This is a genomic window from Mesorhizobium sp. AR02 (assembly GCF_024746835.1).
Taxonomy (GTDB): Bacteria; Pseudomonadota; Alphaproteobacteria; order Rhizobiales; family Rhizobiaceae; genus Mesorhizobium.
In genome coordinates, this window is sequence record NZ_CP080531.1 from 3,588,056 (window position 1) to 3,607,865 (window position 19,810).

Annotated in this window: 17 protein-coding genes, 1 tRNA gene and 1 pseudogene; 8 read left to right on the top strand and 11 right to left on the bottom strand. The window is 61.7% G+C overall.

What is annotated here, in order from left to right; all coding sequences use genetic code 11:
• Positions 1-449 precede the first annotated feature (449 nt).
• A tRNA-Arg gene (locus DBIPINDM_RS21540) sits at positions 450-526 on the bottom strand.
• Between the two features lie 84 nt (positions 527-610).
• The gene (locus DBIPINDM_RS21545; protein ID WP_258589089.1) at positions 611-1,774 is read right to left on the bottom strand and encodes a M20 aminoacylase family protein; all 1,164 of its coding nucleotides are present in this window, start codon (positions 1,772-1,774) and stop codon (positions 611-613) included.
• 275 nt (positions 1,775-2,049) lie between these two features.
• Between DBIPINDM_RS21545 and DBIPINDM_RS21550 the strand changes: the two genes are divergently transcribed.
• Positions 2,050-3,216: a D-alanyl-D-alanine carboxypeptidase family protein gene (locus DBIPINDM_RS21550; RefSeq protein ID WP_258589090.1), complete on the top strand. Its 1,167-nt coding sequence runs from the start codon at positions 2,050-2,052 to the stop codon at positions 3,214-3,216.
• 107 nt (positions 3,217-3,323) lie between these two features.
• Entirely contained in the window at positions 3,324-4,451 is a 1,128-nt protein-coding gene (locus tag DBIPINDM_RS21555; RefSeq protein WP_258589091.1) for a CobW family GTP-binding protein, read from the top strand.
• A 3-nt stretch (positions 4,452-4,454) separates the two neighbouring features.
• On the opposite strand, the gene DBIPINDM_RS21560 is transcribed toward DBIPINDM_RS21555, so the two are convergent.
• The 5 genes from DBIPINDM_RS21560 to DBIPINDM_RS21580 form a co-directional block, all read right to left on the bottom strand.
• Positions 4,455-4,697, bottom strand: coding sequence for a sulfurtransferase TusA family protein (locus DBIPINDM_RS21560; RefSeq protein WP_258589092.1), 243 nt, complete (start codon positions 4,695-4,697; stop codon positions 4,455-4,457).
• An 8-nt stretch (positions 4,698-4,705) separates the two neighbouring features.
• On the bottom strand, positions 4,706-6,004 hold the full coding sequence (locus tag DBIPINDM_RS21565; RefSeq protein ID WP_258589093.1) for a L,D-transpeptidase family protein: 1,299 nt from the start codon (positions 6,002-6,004) through the stop codon (positions 4,706-4,708).
• 242 nt (positions 6,005-6,246) lie between these two features.
• Positions 6,247-7,197: an acetyl-CoA carboxylase carboxyltransferase subunit alpha gene (locus DBIPINDM_RS21570; RefSeq protein WP_258589094.1), complete on the bottom strand. Its 951-nt coding sequence runs from the start codon at positions 7,195-7,197 to the stop codon at positions 6,247-6,249.
• 98 nt (positions 7,198-7,295) lie between these two features.
• A complete protein-coding gene (locus DBIPINDM_RS21575; protein ID WP_258589095.1) occupies positions 7,296-8,213 on the bottom strand; it encodes a site-specific tyrosine recombinase XerD in 918 nt (305 codons plus the stop codon).
• A gap of 28 nt (positions 8,214-8,241) precedes the next feature.
• Complete coding sequence (locus DBIPINDM_RS21580; RefSeq protein WP_015315495.1) at positions 8,242-8,394, bottom strand: hypothetical protein; 153 nt, start codon at positions 8,392-8,394, stop codon at positions 8,242-8,244.
• Positions 8,395-8,605: 211 nt separating this feature from the next.
• On the opposite strand from DBIPINDM_RS21580, the gene DBIPINDM_RS21585 reads away from it, so the two are divergent.
• Genes DBIPINDM_RS21585 through DBIPINDM_RS21595 form a run of 3 tightly spaced genes read left to right on the top strand, consistent with a single transcriptional unit; the run spans position 8,606 to position 11,245 of the window.
• Positions 8,606-9,214, top strand: a complete 609-nt coding sequence (locus tag DBIPINDM_RS21585) for a shikimate kinase (RefSeq protein WP_258589096.1) — start codon at positions 8,606-8,608, stop codon at positions 9,212-9,214.
• Positions 9,211-10,347, top strand: coding sequence for a 3-dehydroquinate synthase (gene aroB, locus DBIPINDM_RS21590; RefSeq protein ID WP_258589097.1), 1,137 nt, complete (start codon positions 9,211-9,213; stop codon positions 10,345-10,347). Before DBIPINDM_RS21585 ends, aroB begins: the two co-directional genes overlap by 4 nt.
• Before the next feature lies 1 nt (position 10,348).
• Positions 10,349-11,245 (top strand): HlyC/CorC family transporter, encoded by an 897-nt coding sequence (locus DBIPINDM_RS21595; RefSeq protein WP_258589098.1) that lies wholly within the window; start codon positions 10,349-10,351, stop codon positions 11,243-11,245.
• A gap of 215 nt (positions 11,246-11,460) precedes the next feature.
• Here the strand turns inward: DBIPINDM_RS21595 and DBIPINDM_RS21600 are convergent.
• The 3 genes and pseudogenes from DBIPINDM_RS21600 to DBIPINDM_RS21610 all read right to left on the bottom strand — a co-directional run bounded on the left by DBIPINDM_RS21600 (position 11,461) and on the right by DBIPINDM_RS21610 (position 16,294).
• A pseudogene (locus tag DBIPINDM_RS21600) lies at positions 11,461-13,003 on the bottom strand (SpoVR family protein).
• A gap of 9 nt (positions 13,004-13,012) precedes the next feature.
• On the bottom strand, positions 13,013-14,326 hold the full coding sequence (locus DBIPINDM_RS21605) for a YeaH/YhbH family protein (RefSeq protein WP_258589099.1): 1,314 nt from the start codon (positions 14,324-14,326) through the stop codon (positions 13,013-13,015).
• An 18-nt stretch (positions 14,327-14,344) separates the two neighbouring features.
• Positions 14,345-16,294, bottom strand: coding sequence for a PrkA family serine protein kinase (locus DBIPINDM_RS21610; protein WP_258589100.1), 1,950 nt, complete (start codon positions 16,292-16,294; stop codon positions 14,345-14,347).
• A 437-nt stretch (positions 16,295-16,731) separates the two neighbouring features.
• Between DBIPINDM_RS21610 and DBIPINDM_RS21615 the strand changes: the two genes are divergently transcribed.
• On the top strand, positions 16,732-17,538 hold the full coding sequence (locus DBIPINDM_RS21615; protein ID WP_258589101.1) for an alpha/beta hydrolase: 807 nt from the start codon (positions 16,732-16,734) through the stop codon (positions 17,536-17,538).
• A 59-nt stretch (positions 17,539-17,597) separates the two neighbouring features.
• On the opposite strand, the gene DBIPINDM_RS21620 is transcribed toward DBIPINDM_RS21615, so the two are convergent.
• Positions 17,598-17,900, bottom strand: a complete 303-nt coding sequence (locus tag DBIPINDM_RS21620; RefSeq protein ID WP_258589102.1) for a BolA family protein — start codon at positions 17,898-17,900, stop codon at positions 17,598-17,600.
• Between the two features lie 159 nt (positions 17,901-18,059).
• Here DBIPINDM_RS21620 and DBIPINDM_RS21625 point away from each other — a divergent pair, with 159 nt between their 5' ends.
• Together DBIPINDM_RS21625 and cobS are read left to right on the top strand one after the other, a co-directional pair.
• Complete coding sequence (locus tag DBIPINDM_RS21625; RefSeq protein WP_095204007.1) at positions 18,060-18,689, top strand: J domain-containing protein; 630 nt, start codon at positions 18,060-18,062, stop codon at positions 18,687-18,689.
• A gap of 123 nt (positions 18,690-18,812) precedes the next feature.
• Positions 18,813-19,799, top strand: coding sequence for a cobaltochelatase subunit CobS (gene cobS / locus DBIPINDM_RS21630; RefSeq protein ID WP_258589103.1), 987 nt, complete (start codon positions 18,813-18,815; stop codon positions 19,797-19,799).
• Positions 19,800-19,810: the final 11 nt, after the last annotated feature.

Sequence of the window (19,810 nt, forward strand, 5' to 3'; positions counted from 1 at the left end):
AAGCAGGGGTCGGCGACTTGGGGTCACAGGGGGCTGCAATCCCCCTTAAAACGGGTCCCAGACTGCCACAATATCCGGGAGCTCGACAAGTAAAAAAAGTCGATGATTCAATGTGTAACAGCGTGATCCTACGTGATAGAAATAGGACGGGTGGGATGGTTGTGGACCAGGATTATCGTGCTGTTTTGGTTCGAGACGAATTCTCCATTCAGATGCCCATCATTAGTGAATCTCGGTGTGTCGGTGGCTGCGCCTCCATGATTTGAATCTGCGGTGGCCAGCAGACGTCGAGGCTGAGGGGCGGTAGCCGGCCGCCGCCCTTAGTTCCGTGCGTCAAACAAACGGGCAGGCGTGTCCGGAGTCTGAAGGTCCACGAAATTCGCCGTACTTATTTCGCAAATATTTCGCAAAAAAAGTACGGCGTCGATTCGCTAAGCACTTGAAAACGTTGGTGATCCCGACAGGAATCGAACCTGTGACCTACAGATTAGGAATCTGCCGCTCTATCCTACTGAGCTACGGGACCACGCGGCCTGACACATAGCCGCTTCGGATCGTTTCGCCAAGAGGCCGGCCGCATGCAATCGGCCAGCCTTTTGTGCGGCGCTCGTCAGGCGGCCAGCGCGGTTTCCGCCAGCTTCACCCAGTAGCTCATGCCGTGCGGGATGGCCTCGTCGTTGAAATCGTAGGCCGGGTTGTGAAGACCGGCAGTGTCGCCATTGCCGATGAAGATGAAGGCGCCGGGGCGCGCTTCCAGCATGTAGGAGAAATCCTCGCCGCCCATCACCGGCTGGATGCCGCGGTGGACTTGGGCGTCGCCGGCGACATTGGCCGCGACGTCGCTGGCAAACACCGTCTCTTCGGCGTGATTGAAGGTCACGGGGTAATTTGCCTGGTAGTCGACCTCGATCTTGGCGCCGAAAGCGGTCGCCAGGCCGTCGCAGATGGTGCGGATGCGCTCTTCGGATTTCTTGGCGATCTCCTTGCGCAAGGTGCGCACGGTGCCGGCGATCTCGGCCGATTCGGGAATGATGTTATAGGCATCACCGGCATGGAATTTGGTCACCGAGACAACCACGGCCTCGACCGGATCGGTGCTGCGCGAGGCGATCGTCTGCAGCGCGCCGACCAGCTGGCTGGTGATGACGATCGGATCGATCGTGCCGTGCGGCATCGCGGCATGGCCGCCCCGGCCTTTCACGGTGATGGTGAATTCGGCCGTCGCCGCCATGATCGGGCCCGGACGGATGGCGAACTGGCCGACAGGCAGGCCCGGCATGTTGTGCATGCCGAACACTTTTGCGATGTCGAAGCGCTCCATCATGCCGTCCTTGACCATCTCGTTGCCGCCGCCGCCGCCTTCCTCGGCCGGCTGGAAGATCACCGCCACGGAGCCGGCGAAGTTGCGCGTTTCAGCGAGGTATTTCGCAGCACCCAAAAGCATCGCCGTGTGGCCATCATGGCCGCAGGCGTGCATCTTGCCGGGAACGGTCGACGCATAGGGCTTGCCTGATATCTCGTTGAGCGGCAGCGCGTCCATGTCGGCGCGCAGGCCGATGGTGGCGCCTTCGCCCTGGCGGCCGCGGATGATGCCGACGACGCCGGTCTTGCCGAGACCGGTGACCACATCGTCACAACCGAACTCTTTCAGCTTTTCGGTGACGAAAGCCGCCGTCTTGAAGACGTCGAAGTTCAGTTCCGGTGTCTGGTGCAGATGCCGGCGCCAGCCGGCGACTTCGTCCTGCATTTCAGCGGCGCGGTTCAGGATTGGCATGATGGTTCCATTTCGTCGTTGGAGCAGCCGGCTTCAGCCTGGTGTTGTGCAATTGTGCCTTGGGTTTTGCAATTGTGCCCTGGGTTTTGCAATTGTGCCCGGGGTTTTGCAATTGTGATTGTCAGGCACTTTGCCATGTTGGCGTCACATAGGGTAAATAGCACCGCACCGATGCGGTCCGTTTTTGAGGGTCGGACTCATTATGCTGGCGGTCACGTAACGAAATCTTACGGAGCCAGGGGCAATCAGGGCAAGAGGCGATTTCGGATTCGATCATGCGGCACAGGCATTTCCTCAAACTATTCTCGGCTGGCGCAATCATGCTGTCGGTCCTGGCCGGGCCGGCGCTGGCCAATCCGGTGGTTGTCTTCGACCTGAAGAACGGCCAGATCCTGCAGCATCAGGATGCCTTCAAGCGCTGGTATCCGGCGTCGCTCAGCAAGCTGATGACCGCCTATGTGACCTTCCGGGCGATCGCGGCCGGCGAAGTCCAGCTCGATTCGCCGATCAAGGTGACCAAACACTCCGCCGGCGAGCCGCCGAGCAAGATGGGTTTCAAGCCCGGCTCGGTGATGCGGCTCGACAATGCGCTGAAGATGATGCTGGTCAAATCGGCCAATGACATCGCCATGGCGGTCGGCGAGAATGTCGGCGGCTCGCAAGCCGCCTTCGCCGAAAGGATGAACGCCGAGGCGGCCCGGCTCGGCATGAACGGCACCCATTTCGTCAACCCGAACGGCCTCTACTCGCCCGACCAGTACACGACGGCGCGCGACCTTTCGGTCCTGGTGATGGCGATCCGCCGCGAGTTCCCGCAATATGCGCCGTGGTTCTCGATCGAAGGTCTTGCGGTCGGCAAGAAGGCCATCCCGAATTACAATCTCCTGATCGGCCGCTATCCCGGCGCCGATGGCATGAAGACGGGCTTCGTCTGCCCTTCCGGCTTCAACATGATCGGCTCGGCGACGCGCAATGGCCGCACGCTGGTGGCGGTCGTGCTTGGCGAGAAGTCGGCGGTCAGCCGTGCCGAGGCCGCGGCAAAACTGCTCGACCAGGGGTTTGATACGCCCGCCGCCGGCTCGGCCACCGTCACGACGCTGGCTCCGTACGGCGACACGGTCTCGCCCAACGACATGCATGACGAGGTCTGCAAGAAGAAGACGCCGGAGGAGCAGTCCGAGGCGCCGCCGGCCACTGCGGCCAAGGACGTGCCGAAATCGCCCTATCAGGAGAAGCTCGACCATGTGCCGACGCTGGTTGCCGTCGGCCTCGGCGGCGCTACCGGTCCGGCGCCGAAGGCGATGCTCGACCAGGGCGGCCAGGAATATGCCGACGTACCGATCCCGAGCTGGCGACCCGACAAGCCGGTACCGGCCGGCACGGGTCCGAAAGTGGTAGGTACGGCCGCGCAAGGCGACCAGCCGGCCAAGGTCGCGAACTAGAGCATGATCCCGAACCGAAGGTCCGCGTCAGCGAAACTTGGAGTCCGGTTTTCTCGGACGAACGGTTCCATTCGTCCAGAGATCATGCTCAAACAAAGAGACAACCGATGAGCGGCTTTCCTATCCCCGTCTCGGTGCTGACCGGCTTCCTCGGCGCCGGCAAGACGACATTGCTCAACCGGCTCCTGAAGGACCCGGCGCTGGCCGACACGGCGGTGATTATCAACGAGTTCGGCGAGGTGGCGATCGACCATCTGCTGGTCGAGCAGGCTTCCGACGGCATCATCCAGCTTTCGGATGGCTGCCTGTGCTGCACCGTGCGCGGTGAACTGGTCGACACGCTGGCCGACCTGGTCGACCGGCTGCAGACCGGCCGTATCGCCCGGCTTGCCCGCGTCATCGTCGAGACCACGGGGCTTGCCGACCCGGCGCCAGTGCTGCAGTCGATCATGGCGCATCCAGCACTTGTCCAGGCTTTTCGGCTCGACGGTGTCATCACGCTGGTCGACGCGGTCAATGGCAATGCCACGCTCGATGCCCATGTCGAAGCGGTCAAGCAGGTCGCCGTCGCCGACCGCATCGTGCTGAGCAAGGCCGATCTGGTGACCGATCCCGGCGATCTCGACACGCTGCGGACGCGCCTGCGGCAGATCAATCCCGGCGCCGAACTGCTCGATGCCGGTGACTCAGAGACGGGCGTAGCGGCGCTGTTTGATTGCGGCCTCTACAATCCCGCCACCAAATCCGCCGATGTGCGGCGCTGGCTCGGCGAGGAGGCGGCGCATGATCACGACCATCATCATGACGGTCATGACCACGGGCATAGCCATGACCACGATCACAGTCATGATCATGGCCATCGCCACGATCAGCGCGTGCGCTCCTATTCGCTGGTCCATGACGGCCCGGTGCCGTTTTCAGCGATAGAAATGTTCCTCGACCTGCTGCGTTCGACGCATGGCGAGAAGCTGCTGCGCATGAAGGGCGTGATCGAACTCAGGGAAGATCCGTCACGGCCGCTGGTCATCCACGGTGTGCAGAAGATCCTGCATCCGCCGGCAAGGCTGCCGGCCTGGCCGGACGGCCAGCGCGGCACGCGGCTGGTGCTGATCACGCTCGACATGCCGGAAGACTATGTGCGCCGGCTGTTCGCCGCCTTCACCAACCGGCCGTCGATCGACACGCCCGACCGCGCGGCGCTGGAAAACAACCCGCTGGCGATTGCCGGGCGGTAGCACCTACGATCGCTGCTCGCCGCGCTCGACCAGAAAGCGATGGCCGCCTGAGATCGCCGCTGTTTCAATCAGCTGATGGCCGGCGTCCGAGCAAAAGGCGGGAATATCGATGACGGCGAGCGGGTCGGTGGTTTCGAGCCACAGCCGGCTGCCCGGCTCCATTCCGGCCAGGCGCTTTTTCGCCTTGAGCACGGGAAGCGGGCAGTTCAGGCCCTTGAGGTCATAGATAGTGGCATCCGCGGCCAAGACCAGGCTCAGCCGCCGAACATGCCGAGCAGCTTGTTCTTCAGCTTTGCCACCGTGCCTTCGCCGGCGTCGGCGGCTTGCGTCTCGGCTGCCGGCGCGGCCTCGGTGGGGGCTGCGATGGTGGCGGTGGCGACTGGGGCTTCCTTGGCAGCCTTGGCCGCTTCCTTTTCGGCGAGCGCCTGCGCCTTGGCGGCTTCCTTGGCCTGCTTTGCGGCCTCTATGGCGGCCAGCCTCTGCTCCTCGGCCTTCTGCTTGGCGGCCTTCTCGGCGTCGAGTGCAGCCATCTTGCGGCCGGCCGGCGAATCGATGCGGCCCATGCGCGCCGTCTCGGTCACTGTGCCGTCGTTGTTGAGCGACGGCGGATCGATCGGCACGCGCTCGCCGCGCGCCCGGCGCTTCGACCAGTCGGAGACGATGCTGGCTTCCTTGATGCCGGCGATGGTCGGCTTGGGCGGCGGCACGCTGGCCTTGAGCGCGCCGTTAAACGCCGCGTCGTAGGTGCTCTGGTAAGTGTTGTAGGCGCTCTTCAGCGAATCCGGTTGCGTGGTCGCCGGGCACGGTCCGGTCGGATCGAATGTCTGGCCGTCGGCGGCGACCTGGTTGAAGACATAGCGCTTTTCGCAGACATCGACCTTCGGCGGCACCTTGGTGACCTCGAAATTGTCGTAGCCGACCTTCAGCATCTTCCAGAATTCATAATTCGGATCGTTGCGATAACGCGCCATGTTGGCGGCGGTCATGCGGAACGGAAAGGCCTCGACCTGGAACTCGGTCTGCCCGCCCTGGAAGGCATCGCGGCCGAAGGCATAGATCTGTTCGATCTGCGCGTCGGTCATCGAATAGCAGCCCGACGACGAACAGGCGCCGTGCACCATCAGATTCTGGCCGGTGCGGCCATTGGCGCGGTCATAGGCGTTGGGGAAGCCGATGTTGAAGGACAGATGGTAGTTCGAGCGCGGATTCATCTGCGCCGGACGCACAGTGTAGAAGCCTTCGGGCGCCTGGCGGTCGCCTTCGGTGTATTTGGGGCCTAGCTTGCCCGACCATTTGCAGATGTCGTAGCTCGCCACCATGTCGTAGCGGCCATTGGTCTTGGCCTTCCAGATCTCGAGCTTGCCCTCTTCCTTGAAGATGCGCGCCATCACCGAGGAGGTGCGCACCATGCCCTTGGCCTTCATGTCGGCAAGGATCTTGTCCGGCAGCGGCTTGTTGGCCTCCGGGGCAAAGTCCTTCATCGACGAATCATTGCAGCCGACAATGGCTATCGAGGTGACGAGGACTCCGGTGCGGGCAAGCTTGGCAAACATGGATACGGCTATGTCTTTTCCCTCGGGCCAATGGCTTCGAAACGGCCGAGCCCATATGCTGAACACCGACGGACCGTAAGCCCGTTAACCTTGAAAATTCCTTACCGCAAGCTTCGACCAACCCCTCACGGCAATTTCATTGACCCGAATGCGGCGGCATTTTTGTGGCGAAATTGCTCATTGCCGCCACATTGCCTTGGGCGCAGGGCTCCCGATGGCCTAGTTCCGCCGTCCGAAAGGCGTCAGAGGCTGCGGCCCATCGCCAGATATTTCTCGCGGCGCTGTTCGCGGAAGTCGGTGTTGGCGCCGTAAAATTCCTTCATCGTCTTGGCAATGAGGTCGCCGGTCGCGGCAATCACCGTTTCGGGCGCGCGCTGGGCGCCGCCCATCGGCTCGGGGATGATGGCGTCGATGATCTTCAGTTCCAGAAGGTCCTGCGCGGTGATCTTCATGTTGGTCGCCGCGTCCTTGGAGCGCGTCGTGTCGCGCCACAGGATCGAGGCGGCACCCTCAGGCGAAATCACCGAATAGATGGCGTGTTCGAGCATGTAGACGCGGTTGGCGGTGGCGATCGCGATGGCGCCGCCCGAACCGCCTTCGCCGATGACCACCGAAATCGACGGCACTTTCAGGCCAAGGCAGGCCGAGGTCGAGCGGGCAATGGCTTCGGCCTGGCCGCGCTCCTCGGCGCCGACGCCGGGATAGGCGCCCGCCGTGTCGACCAGCGTCAACAGTGGAATCTTGAAGCGGTCGGCCAGCTCCATCAGCCGCACCGCCTTGCGGTAGCCCTCGGGGCGCACGGAACCGAAATTGTGCTTCAGGCGGCTGGTCGTGTCCGAGCCCTTTTCCTGACCGATGATCGCGATAGGCTCGCCACGGAAGCGGGCGAAACCACCGACGATCGCCTGGTCTTCGCCGAAATTGCGATCGCCGGCCAACGGCGTGAAATCGCTGAACAGGCCCTTGATGTAGTCGACGCAGTGCGGCCTGTCGGAGTGGCGGGCCACCTGCACCTTCTGCCAGGGCGTCAGCGCCTTGTAGAGTTCGCGCAGCGCGTCGCGGGAACGCTTCTCTAGCCTGGTGATCTCATCGGCGACATCAACCGCCTCGCCGTTCTCGGCAAGCTTCTTGAGCTCGAGGATCTTGAGCTCAAGATCCTGCACCGGCTTTTCGAAATCGAGGTAGTTGTACATGCTTGAGCGGACCGATACGTCGGAAGGCAAGGACTGCGGAACCGTTGAAACCAAGGCTCCGGGCGGTGAAATGTCGTCCTCACATAGCGATATGAGGCCTAGTCGGCAAGCGGATGATGATCGTTGACCAGCCGCACCAGCCGCTCCTCCAGCACATGGGTGTAAATCTGTGTCGTCGATATGTCGGCATGGCCAAGCAGCTGTTGCACGGCCCTGAGATCGGCGCCGTTCTGCAGGAGATGGCTGGCGAAAGCATGGCGCAGCACATGCGGCGATATCTTCGCCGAGGCGATGCCGGCCCGCGCCGCCAGCCCTTTCAGGTCGCGGGCAAAGACCTGGCGCGAGAGATAGCCGCTGTCGGATGCTGCGGGAAACAGGAACGGGCTTTCGGCGAAGGTGGGCACCCCGGCCCGGGCGGCAAGCCAGGCGCGCATTGCCGTGCGCGCCTTGACCGACAGCGGCACCATGCGCTCCTTGTCGCCCTTGCCGCGCACCATGAAGAAACGGTCGTCACGCTGCGCCACCGTCACCGGCAGGCCGACCAGTTCGGACACGCGCAGGCCGGTGGCGTAGAGCACCTCGACCAGAGCATGCAGGCGAAGGGCGGCCAGCCTGTCGCTGTAGCCGAGCCCGGCGTCGCCGGCTTCCTGTGCGGCGCGGTCGATCAGCCGGCCGGTGTCGGCCTCGCTCATCGTCTTGGGCAATGGACGGCCCTTTTTCGGGCTGTCCAGCGTGCCTGTCGGGTCGTCCGCGCGCAGGCCCTCTGCGTAAAGGAACTTGAAGAACTGGCGGATCGCCGACAGTTTGCGCGCCTGCGAAGTCGGCGCGAAGCCGCGCGCGGCGATGTCATCGAGATAGGCGCGGATATCGGCGGCGGCGGCACCGGCAAGCCCGCCATCGATCTCGCTCGAAGCGTCTTCGAGGTCGCGGCGGTAGGAGGACAGCGTGTTTTCGGCAGCGCCGCGTTCGGCGCTCATCATTTCCAGAAAGGCCTCGATGCGGGCGGCGCTGTTCATTTCCTGCTGGTCAGTTTTTCTTCGGGATTTAGTTCTTCTTGGGATTCAGCTTTTCCGGCGGGATACGCACGCTCATCTCTGCTTTTTTCGGCTCGACGAACATCACCAGCGCGAACATCGTACCATAGGCAATGCCGGCCAGAATCGCGAGGGTCACGACAAAGCGAAACAGTGTCGGCATCAATTTTCGCCCGTCTTCTTGTTCTGCGTTTCCAAACCCTGTGCCCTTATGGGACGCCAATCCGGCCAATTCAAGGAAGAAGCGGAGGCCTGTTAGCAACTTCTGATGCAGTCATCCCTTGGCCGATATAGGCTTGCCCGTGCTCGGCACGCTTGACGCAAACCGGCTTTTCATGTCGATACGCCGGCAAAGAGGGCCCAAGAAACAGCTGATGACCGCGCACCAAAATCCTCCGGGCGAGACCCACGCCGCGCTACTTGGCCGGCTGGGCAGCCGGTCCGTCGTCTTTGTCGGCCTGATGGGCGCCGGCAAGACGGCGATCGGCCGCAAGGTGGCGGCCATGCTTTCGCTGCCTTTCATCGACAGCGACCAGGAGATCGAGAGCGTCTCGCGCATGACCGTTCCGGAGCTGTTCGAGCGCTATGGCGAGACGGAGTTCAGGGCGCTGGAGCAGCGCGTCATCCTTCGCGTGCTGGAGAACGGCCCACAAGTTCTGTCGACCGGTGGCGGCGCCTTCATGAACGCTCAGACGCGCGAGGCCATCGCCGCGCATGGCGTGTCGGTGTGGCTGAAGGCCGAACTCGACCTGCTGATGGAACGCGTTTCCAAGAAGCAGAACCGGCCGCTGTTGAAGAGTGCCGATCCCCGTGCCGTGCTGGAGCGGCTGATGGGTGAGCGCTATCCGGTCTACGCGACATCAGATGTCACCGTGCCGACCCGCGACGACCGCAAGGAAGTCATCGCCGCCGAGGTGCTGGGAGCACTGTGCCGGCATTTCGGCATCGATGAAATCGCAGTGACGGGAGAGATCGAATCGTGAGCGCGGATCAGCCAGTCACCGTCGAAGTCGGGCTTGGCGACCGTGCCTACGACATATTGATCGGCTCCGGCCTTTTGTCGCGCGCCGGCACCGAGATTTCGCGCCGCCTGCCGGGCACGCGCGCTGCTGTCGTCACCGACCAGAATGTCGCCGCCGCGCATCTCGATACGCTGAAGGCCGGGCTTGAGAAGGGTGGCATCCAGCCCACCGTCATCACACTGCCGCCGGGCGAGAAGACCAAGAGCTTCGCCCATCTCGAAGAGGTGGTCGATGGCGTTCTGGCAGCCAGGCTGGAGCGCGGCGACGTCGTCATCGCGCTGGGCGGCGGCGTCATCGGCGATCTCACCGGTTTTGCCGCCGGCATCGTGCGGCGCGGCATGAATTTCGTGCAGATCCCGACTTCGCTGCTGGCGCAAGTCGATTCCTCCGTCGGCGGCAAGACCGGCATCAACAGCCCGCGCGGCAAGAACCTTGTCGGCGTCTTCCTGCAGCCCAAGCTGGTGCTGGCCGACACCGAAGTGCTCGACACGCTGCCGATCCGCGAATTCCGCGCCGGCTATGCCGAACTCGCCAAATACGGGCTGATCGACCGGCCGGAATTTTTCGCCTGGCTGGAAGCGAACTGGGAAAAAGTGTTCGCCGGCGGGCCGGAGCGGGGAGAGGCCATTGCCGAAGCCTGCCGCGCCAAGGCCGATGTGGTCGCGCGCGACGAGTTCGAGACCGGTGACCGCGCGCTGCTCAACCTTGGCCACACATTCGGCCACGCGCTCGAAGCCGCCACGCAATATGACGGAACCCGGCTCGTCCATGGCGAGGGGGTGGCCATCGGCATGGCGCTGGCGCATCGGTTCTCCTCGCGACTCAACCTCGCCAGTCCTGACGATGCGGCGCGCGTCGAGACGCATCTGCGCGCCGTCGGCCTGCCGTGGCGGATGGCCGACATTCCAGGCGATCTGCCCGATGCCGAGGCGCTGCTTTCATTCATCACCCAGGACAAGAAGGTGTCACGCGGTGCGCTGACCTTCATCCTGACGCGCGGCATCGGCCAGGCTTTTATCGCCAAGGACGTGCCGGCTTCGGAAGTGCTGTCGTTCCTGAGGGAAAACCATCCAGCCAGCCGGAAAGCCGGCTGAGATGGACAACGAGACGGGCTGGGTCATCGTCGCCGTCCTTGCCATCCTCATCCTGCTGGTCGTTGCCGTGCGCACGCGCCTGCTTGCCATGTTCGGCTACGAGCTGTCGCGCATCGAACCGCAGCGCTCGAGCCAGGACGAATTGCGCGGCGCGGTCGACGATTTCCGCCGTGACGGCCAGGTGGTGCGCGAGGACCGCGACCGCATTGGCGGCCTGTTCGACCTCGAAGAGCTCGAAGTCTCCGATATCATGGTCCACCGCACCAATATGCGCTCGGTCAATGCCGACAATGCGCCGGAAGCGGTGGTGCGCGAGATCCTGCAGAGCCCACACACCCGCATGCCGCTGTGGAAGGGCTCGCTCGACAACATCGTCGGCGTGCTGCACGCCAAGGATCTGCTGCGTGCGCTGAACGAAGTCGGCAACGACTTTTCCAAGATCGACGTGATGAAGATCGCCTCGAAACCCTGGTTCGTGCCCGATACCACGACCTTGCAGGAACAGCTCAACGCCTTCCTGCGCCGCAAGGCGCATTTCGCGGTCGTCGTCGACGAGTATGGCGAGGTCGAAGGGCTGGTGACACTGGAGGACATTATCGAGGAGATCGTCGGCGAAATCGCCGACGAGCACGACGTCGACATCCAGGGCGTCAAGCAGGAAGCCGACGGCTCCGTCGTCGTCGACGGCAATGTGCCGATCCGCGACCTGAACCGGGCGCTCGACTGGAACCTGCCGGACGAGGAAGCGACCACCATCGCCGGCCTCGTCATCCACGAGGCGCAGTCGATCCCCGATGAGAAGCAGGCCTTCACCTTCCACGGCAAGCGCTTCATCGTTATGAAGCGCGACAAGAACCGCATTGCCCGGTTGAGGATCAGGCCGGCCGGCGACGCTTAGAGCAGTTCACCGTTTCACGGAAACGGCGAACCGCTCTAACTCTTTGTTTTGACGCAATTCCCAAGGGAAAGCGCTATGCGCTTTTCCCGGGAAAACCGTTTCACACTTTTCCTGGAATTGTTCTAAAGCCCTTGTTTTTATGCCTGTCGTTTGTCCCGCCGCTGCGCACTTTTTGGGCGACATGCGTCAGGCCGAGAGCCGTGAGGACCAGCGCCTCATTCTGCGATCTGGCTCGTCGAGCGTTCGTGGATCGTCAGGCCCGTCTCAGCGTCGACAGCCGCCAAACTGACCTCATAACCCCAAAGCCTCCGGATGTGACGAAGCGTGGCGTCACGGCTGGCATCCTCGAGAAGGATGCCGTGATTCACCTTGTGCTGCAGTCGCAAATGCCGGTCGCCGAGCAGATCGACATCCACCACCTGAATGTCCGGTCGGTTCGCGCCGACGTCGTAGCTGTGAGCGAGCGCGGCGCGGATCTTTTCATAGCCGCGCTCATTGTGGATCGAGGCAACCTGAAAATGCGGTTGGTCGGCAACGTCGCCGAGCACAAAAAACCGCCACTTCCGGATCAAGGCCGGGCTGAGGTATTGGCGGATGAAGGACTCGTCGCGGTGCTCTGCCCATGCGTCGAGCAGGACCTCGCGCCAGTTTCCGCGGCCGGCTATGTTGGGAAACCAGTCCCGATCCTCGGCCGTCGGCTCGGTCGAGATGCGCTGGATGTCCTGCATCATGTACGAGGCCGAGAGCGTAGGGGTTGATGCCGGAAAAGCGCGGATCGTCGAACGCCGGCTGGAAGATCACGTTGGAATGATTGCGCAGGATTTCGAGCATGGCGCCCTCGCTGATCCGGCCGCGGTCGAACAGCATGTTCATCAACGTATAGTGCACGAAGGTGGCGCAGCCCTCGTTCATCACCTGTGTTTGCCGTTGCGGATAAAAATATTGTGCTATGACACGAACGATCCTGATGATTTCACGCTGCCAGGGCTCCAGGATCGGGCTGTTCTTTTCCAGGAAATAGAGCAGGTTTTCCTCGGGCAGGTTGAGCGATTTCTTCCACTCCGGGTCTTGGGCCTTGTCGTTGACCCTTTGCTGTGAAGGCGGCAGCGTGCGCCACAAATCGTTGTAGGAGCGCTCTTCGTATTCGAGACGCTCGCGAAGCCCTTCGCGCTGGCGTTCCGACGACAGCTTCGGTGGCCGGCGATAGCGGAACACGCCCTGTTCCATCAGCGCGTGGGTGGAATCGAGAACAGCCTCGACGGCAGCGCGGCCGTGCCGCTCCTCGCAACGAGCAATGTAGCTCTTGGCGAAGTCCAGGTAGCCGAGGATCGCCCCAGCGTCCGTCCACTGCTTGAACAAATGATTGTTCTTGAAGAAATGGTTATGCCCGAGCGCAGCATGGGCCGTCACCAAGGCCTGCAGGGCCATGGTGTTTTCCTCCATCAGATAGACGATGCAGGGATTGGAATTGATGACCAGTTCATAGGCAAGCCCGCGCCCGCCTTTGCGATAGAGCAGGTCCTGGTAGAGGAAGTGTTTGCCGAAAGACCAGTGATGGTACATCAGTGGCATACCGACTGACGAGTAAGCGTCGAGCATCTGTTGGGAGGAGATGATCTCCATCTGCACGGGATAGGTATCGAGATGAAGCTCTTCGACCGCGATTGCCTCGATCGCGTCATAGGTCCGCGACAATTTCGTAAAATCCCAGTCGGATCCGGAAAAAAGCAGATCGGATTTACCGGCTTGTCTGGCCATCGGCCCCTCTCACGCTCTCTTAAGGACAGCAGGCTGTCTGCCGAAGAGCTGGCGAAAGACCGGGTAGATATCGGCGGGCGTGGCGATGCGGCTCATCTGGAAGTTCGACCATTTCAGGTCGATCGCGCTATAGGCACGCCATAAAGATGTCCCGTTTTCGGTCGTGCCGAAGATGTGGGCTTCGCGCTTGTCGATGATCTCGACGTAGGCAAAATACTGGCACAGCCGCATGAGCTTGCCGTCGAGCAGGGCTATGCAGCGCTCGGAATCGGTGACGGAATTGTCTCCGTCAGAGGCCTGGGCGGCATAGATGTTCCACTCGCTGGGCGGATATCGCTGCCTGATGATGCGATGCATTTCCTCGAGCGCGGTGGAAACGATGGTACCGCCGCTTTGCGTGCAATTGAAGAACGTCTCCTCGTCAACCTCCTGCGCCTCGTGGGTATGGCGGATGAAGACGATCTCGATGCGGTCATAGCGCCGTTTCAAGAACAGGTGCAGCAGCACGAAGAAGCGCTTGGCCAGATCCTTTTCGCGCTCGCCCATGGACCCGGACACATCCATCAGACAGAACATGACGGCATTGGCGTTCGGCACAGGCTGGGGATCGAAGCGGTTGAATCGGATGTCGACAGGATCGACAAAGGCAATTCGCCTGCGCCGCCGCTCCAACCGGTCAAGCTCCTGCCGCAATGCCGCAATGCGCTGGCGCGCCGCTGCGCTGGATGGCACCACCTCAAGCATGGCAATTTCCTCGAGGATCGCGTCCAACTCCTCCTGCTTAGGGCGCCTCAGCGCGATGCGCCGGCCGTGGCTGTTACGCATCGTGCGCCCAACATTGATGTTGGTCGGTGAACCGGTGGCGGCGAAGCCAGCCCGGCGCGGCTTGAAGGCAAGGATTTCCTTGAGGTTGAGCTTGACCATATCCGGGAGTTCGAGATCCTCGAAAAAAAGATCGAGCACCTCTTCGCGTGACAGCACGAAACGAAAGTCGTCTTCAGACGCCGTGTTTCCCGGGGATGACGCCCCAGCGCCGACGCCCTTGCCGGGCTTGGGGATCAGGTCTCCAGGGGAGAAATGCCTATTGCCCGGCAGGATGTGCTGGCGCATGCCGCCGTTCCTGGCGTTGTTGAAGGTCGGCTCGCCCGTGCCTCTTTCGGGCATGGGCACGGCGTGCTCGGCATCCACGTCTGCGATCCTGCCGATGCGGATCTGATCGCGAATGCTCCGCTTGAGCTCTTCGCGCGCGCGCCTAAGGAAGCGCTGGCGATTGCCCAGGCTTTTGTCCTTCGGATTCAGGCGACGGTCGATAAAGATAGGCATGGAACCATTCGGGCTTTCTCAACCCGCCTTGTTCACGCGCATGTACCAGTCGACAAGCCGGCGCACCTGCCGCTCGGTGTAGCCGCGTTCCACCATGCGCTGCACGAATTCATTGTGCCGCTTTTCCGTGACGCTGTCCTGCTTGGAGCCGAAACTGATCACCGGCAAGAGGTCTTCGACCTGGCCGAACATGCGCTTCTCGATGACCTCGCGAAGTTTCTCATAACCTGTCCACGATGGGTTGCGGCCGTGGTTTCGCGCCCGGGTACGCAGCGTGAATTTGACCACTTCATTGCGGAAGTCCTTGGGATTGGCGATGCCGGCCGGTTTCTCGACCTGCGACAATTCCTTGTCCAATACCTCGCGATTGAGAATCTGGCCCGTATCGGGATCCTTGTAGTCCTGATCCTCAATCCAGGCATCGGCATAGGCGATGTAACGGTCGAAGAGGTTCTGGCCATACTCGCTGTATGATTCCAGATAGGCCTTCTGGATTTCGTGGCCGATGAACTCGGCATAGCGCGCTGCCAGTTCCGACTTGATGAAGTCGAGATAGGCAGCTTCCGTTTCCTTTGGAAACTGCTCGCGCTTGATCGCCTCCTCCAGGATGTAGATCAGATGCACGGGATCGGCAGCCACCTCCTTCGTGTCGTAGTTGAATGTCTGCGACAGGATCTTGAAGGCGAAGCGTGTGCTGACGCCGGTCATGCCTTCGTCGACGCCGGCGGTATCGCGATATTCCTGGACCGACTTCGCCTTGGGATCGACCTCCTTGAGGTTCTCGCCGTCATAGGCGCGCATCTTGGTGTAGAGCGGCGAATTGTCGTGCTCGGCAAGGCGGGTCGAGACCGTGAATCGGCTGAGAATGTCCAGCACTTCAGGTGCGCAGGGGCTGGTGGCCAAGTCGCTCTCGCGCAGCAGCTTTTCATAGATCTGCCTCTCTTCGGTGATCCGCAGGCAATACGGCACCTTGACCACGAGGATGCGGTCGAGAAAGGCCTCGTTGTTCTTGTTGTTCTTGAACTGTTGCCATTCCGATTCGTTGGAATGGGCAATGATGATGCCCTGATAGGGAAAGGCGCCGAAATTCTCGGTACCGTTGTAGCTGCCTTCCTGGGTCGCCGTCAGCAACGGGTGCAGGACCTTGATAGGCGCCTTGAACATCTCGACGAATTCGAGCAGGCCTTGCGTGGTCCGGTTCAGTCCGCCGCTGTAGGAATAGGCGTCCGGATCGGACTGGCTGAAATTTTCCAGTTGTCTGATGTCGACCTTGCCAACCAGGGCCGAGACATCCTGATTGTTCTCGTCGCCGGGCTCTGTCTTGGCAATGCCGATCTGGCGCAGCCGCGAAGGCATCAACTTGACCACGCTGAATTTGGAAATGTCGCCGGACAGTTCGTCGAGGCGCTTGGCCGCCCATGGTGAGATGAGCCCGTTCAGCCGGCGTCGGGCTATGCCGTATTTATCCTCCAGCAGGTCGCCCATGCGATCGGGATGGAAAAGGCCAAGTGGCGATTCGAAAACCGGGCTGATCTGGTTACCGACCTTCAGCGTGTAGATCGGGCGCAGCTCCATCAATTTCTTCAACCGTTCGGCCAGAGAGGATTTACCGCCGCCGACAGGGCCAAGGAGGTAGAGGATCTGCTTGCGCTCCTCGAGTCCCTGGGACGCATAGCGGAAATACCCGGCGATGCGCTCGATCGTTTCCTCCATTCCGTAGAAGTCGGAGAAGGAGGGATAGATCTTAACGGTGCGGTTCGAGAAAATGCGGCCGAGCCGTTCATCCTTGCTGGTGTCGACCAGGTTCGGCTCGCCGATTGCCTCGACCATCCGTTCAGGCGCCGAGGCATACATTGATTTGTCCTCTCGGCACGCAAGGAGATACTGCTGGAGGCTGATTTCTTCCTGGGCCGCGTTCGCATAAATCTCCGAAAACAGATCGAAGACGTCGGACTGATTCTCACGCATGATACTTTGCCCTCAGCGCCGGTCTGGCTGCCGGCTGGCTCATCATATATTCAACTGCTGCAACGCATTGTGGTTCCTTCACATGAAGGAGAGCGCGCGCATCTGTCGTTGAGACCTGGGGCACTACCCATGTCACTGAAATTCCTGTCCAAATACTTAAGTGGTGATGGCCAGATGAGACCGTCAAGGGGTAGATATTGATTTCGTGAACTGAACGACAAGGGCAGTGCATTGATGCGGCCTGAAGCGGCGTTGCGACCCGATGCGAGTTCAACAAAGCCCGGTCGATCCAGCCTCCTCCATAGCGGATGAGTCCCCAAAGCTTGAGGTCCGCATCGATGGTCGATCGCCGAGCCAGACCGCTAAGCATTACCAATCCTTAACTGGACGCTCGCGGTGCCTGCGGGCACTGTTGGCTACACGGTCGGGAGACCACGATGATCGATCGACGAAGCCTCGTTCTGGCCTCCGTGGCGGTGGTGCTGCCATTGGGAGCATCGGCCGCGTGGCGCCCGCGCCAACCCGCGCAAAAAACCTTCGACTACGGTCCGGCCAAGCTCGATGTCTACGCGCCCGACGGCGCGAAAAACCTGCCTGTCGTCTTTTTCGTTCATGGCGGCGCCTGGGAGTTCGGCAAACGCAGCCAGGTGGGCGCCAAGCCGACCTTCCTGCTTGCCAACGGCTTCTGCTTCGTCTCGATCGATTACCGCATGCTGCCCGAGGCTGATGTCGCGACCCAGGCCAATGACGTGGAAAAGGCCTATGCCTATGTCAGGGCCAATATTGCCGGGCACGGCGGCGACCCCAAGCGCATTGTCGGCATGGGCCATTCGGCCGGTTGCCACCTGATTGCGTTGACCGGCATGCGCGGCGGGCTGCCTGGCGTCGCTGGGCTGCTGCTCGACGACACCAGGGCCTATGACCTAGTGGCGCTTGAGAAAAATGGCGGCATGGTGCGGGCCTATGCCAGGGTCTTTTCCGATCCCTCGCAATGGGCGGCACTGTCCCCGGCCAACTATGTCGACGGCCGCAAGCATCCGCCGACTTTCATCGCCTATTCCGGGGCGTCCGGCCGTGGCGAGGATTCGAAAGCCCTTGCCGAGCGCCTACGAGCCACGGGCACGAAGGTGACGCTGTTCGACGGCAGCGCGTATACGCACATGTCGATCAACCGCGATTTCGGTGGGGATGGCGACGCGCTGACCGGTGCCGCGCTGGCATTCCTGAAATCGACGGTCGGCTGATCGCTGCCGACTTCCGCTCGAAGCGGTGATCTGAAGGTCCGAAGCCGAGCGGACCCGACCTACCAGCGGGTCTTTTCGCCGGGCGCTGCCGGTTCGATCGCCAGTGCGTGCACGCCGGCCTTGAGTTCGTCGGCAAGCAGGTCATTGACGGCGCGGTGGCGGTCGATGCGGCTCATGCCGGCAAAGGCCGATGCAACGACACGGACGCGAAAATGCGTCTCGCCGGTGCCGTCATAGGCGCCGTGATGATCCGAGCCGTGGTGATGGTGGCCGGCGTGGAGATGGCTTTCGTTGATGATGACCAGCCGCTCGGGCGAAAATGCCTTGTTGAGCTTGTCTTCCATGGTCGCCTGTATGGACATTACCGTCTCCCTTCACCACATATGGCTGGCGCACCAGCCCCGGGGGCCGCTGTATCGCAACTAAATCCGTCATTCGCCTGCTTTAGGCCGCGATTCAGCGGTTAGGGCGATGATCGCGAAAATGTCAATTCTTGTTTCGCATCTGCGAACGCCCCATAAATGGGTGAGATGAAGCCGTACCCCAAATATTTCGAGAAGATTCGCATCCGCCCGGAGAAGGATGCGGAGCTGAAGTCGCACTCGCCGATCTGCCAGTGGGATGGCTGCAAGGAGGCGGGCACCCATCGCGCGCCGGTCGGGCGGATGAAGGAGGGCGAGTATTTCCGCTTCTGCTTCGACCATGTGCGCGAGTACAACAAGGGCTTCAACTATTTCTCCGGCGTCCCGGACACCGAGGTCGCGCGCTTCCAGAAGGAAGCCATGACCGGCCATCGGCCGACCTGGAAGATGGGCGTCAATGGCGCCTCGACGCGCTCATCGCCCGATATGGCGCAGATGCGCTCCGGCCGCGCCGGCTATTACAACCGCATGCGCGACCCGTTCGACCTGTTCAAGGGACCGAAGGATCCGCGCGAGGCGCGCGAGCGCAAGGCCAAGCCGCTTGAGGCCAAGGCGCTGGAAACGCTTGGCCTTGATACAAAGGCGACTGGCAAGGATATCAAGGCGCGCTATAAGGAACTGGTGAAACGTCACCATCCGGATGCGAATGGTGGCGATAGAGGTTCGGAAGACCGGTTCCGCGATGTGCTGCAGGCCTATCGCGTGCTCAAACAGGCGGGCCTGTGCTGAGCGACCCTATGGTTTGTGTCGTTTTCCAACTTTCATAAGGTTGGAAAAGGCTTTAAGACCGCCCCCGAACAAAATCGATTGCCGGCGAAACGGGACGTTTCGCCCGTGGAGACGTTGAGAGATATGAACAAGGTCGATCGCGACATCGCCAACCTGCCCGACACGACGGTGTCGGTGAAGGAAAAATTCGGCTTCGAGTCCAAGATGGTGGTGCCGGCCTATTCGGTGACATCAGAGCATGTGCCTGACGTCGATCCGGACTATCTGTTCGACAAGGCGACGACGCTGGCGATCCTTGCCGGCTTTGCCTACAACCGCCGCGTCATGGTGTCGGGCTATCACGGCACCGGCAAGTCGACCCATATCGAACAGGTCGCCGCCCGCCTCAACTGGCCCTGCGTGCGCGTCAATCTCGACAGCCATGTCAGCCGTATCGATCTCGTCGGCAAGGACGCGATCGTCGTCAAGGACGGCTTGCAGATCACCGAATTCCGCGATGGCATCCTGCCCTGGGCCTACCAGCACAATGTCGCGCTCTGCTTCGACGAGTATGATGCCGGCCGCCCGGACGTGATGTTCGTCATCCAGCGCGTGCTGGAATCGTCGGGCCGGCTGACGCTGCTCGACCAGAGCCGGGTCATCCGTCCGCATCCGGCATTCCGTCTGTTCTCGACCGCCAACACGGTCGGCCTTGGCGACACCACCGGTCTTTATCACGGCACGCAGCAGATCAACCAGGCGCAGATGGACCGCTGGTCGATCGTCACTACGCTGAATTATCTGCCGCACGACAATGAAGTGAACATCGTGCTGGCCAAGGCCAAGCACTATCGCGACACTAAGGGCAAGGACATCGTCAACAAGATGGTGCGCGTCGCCGACATGACGCGTTCGGCCTTCATCAATGGCGATCTGTCGACCGTGATGAGCCCGCGTACCGTCATCACCTGGGCCGAGAACGCCGAGATCTTCGGCAATATCGGCATGGCGTTCCGGCTGACCTTCCTCAACAAGTGCGACGAGCTGGAGCGCTCGGTGGTGGCCGAATTCTACCAGCGCGCCTTCGGCGAGGATCTGCCCGAGAGCGCCGCCAACGTGGTGCTGGGCTAAGCATAGCCTCG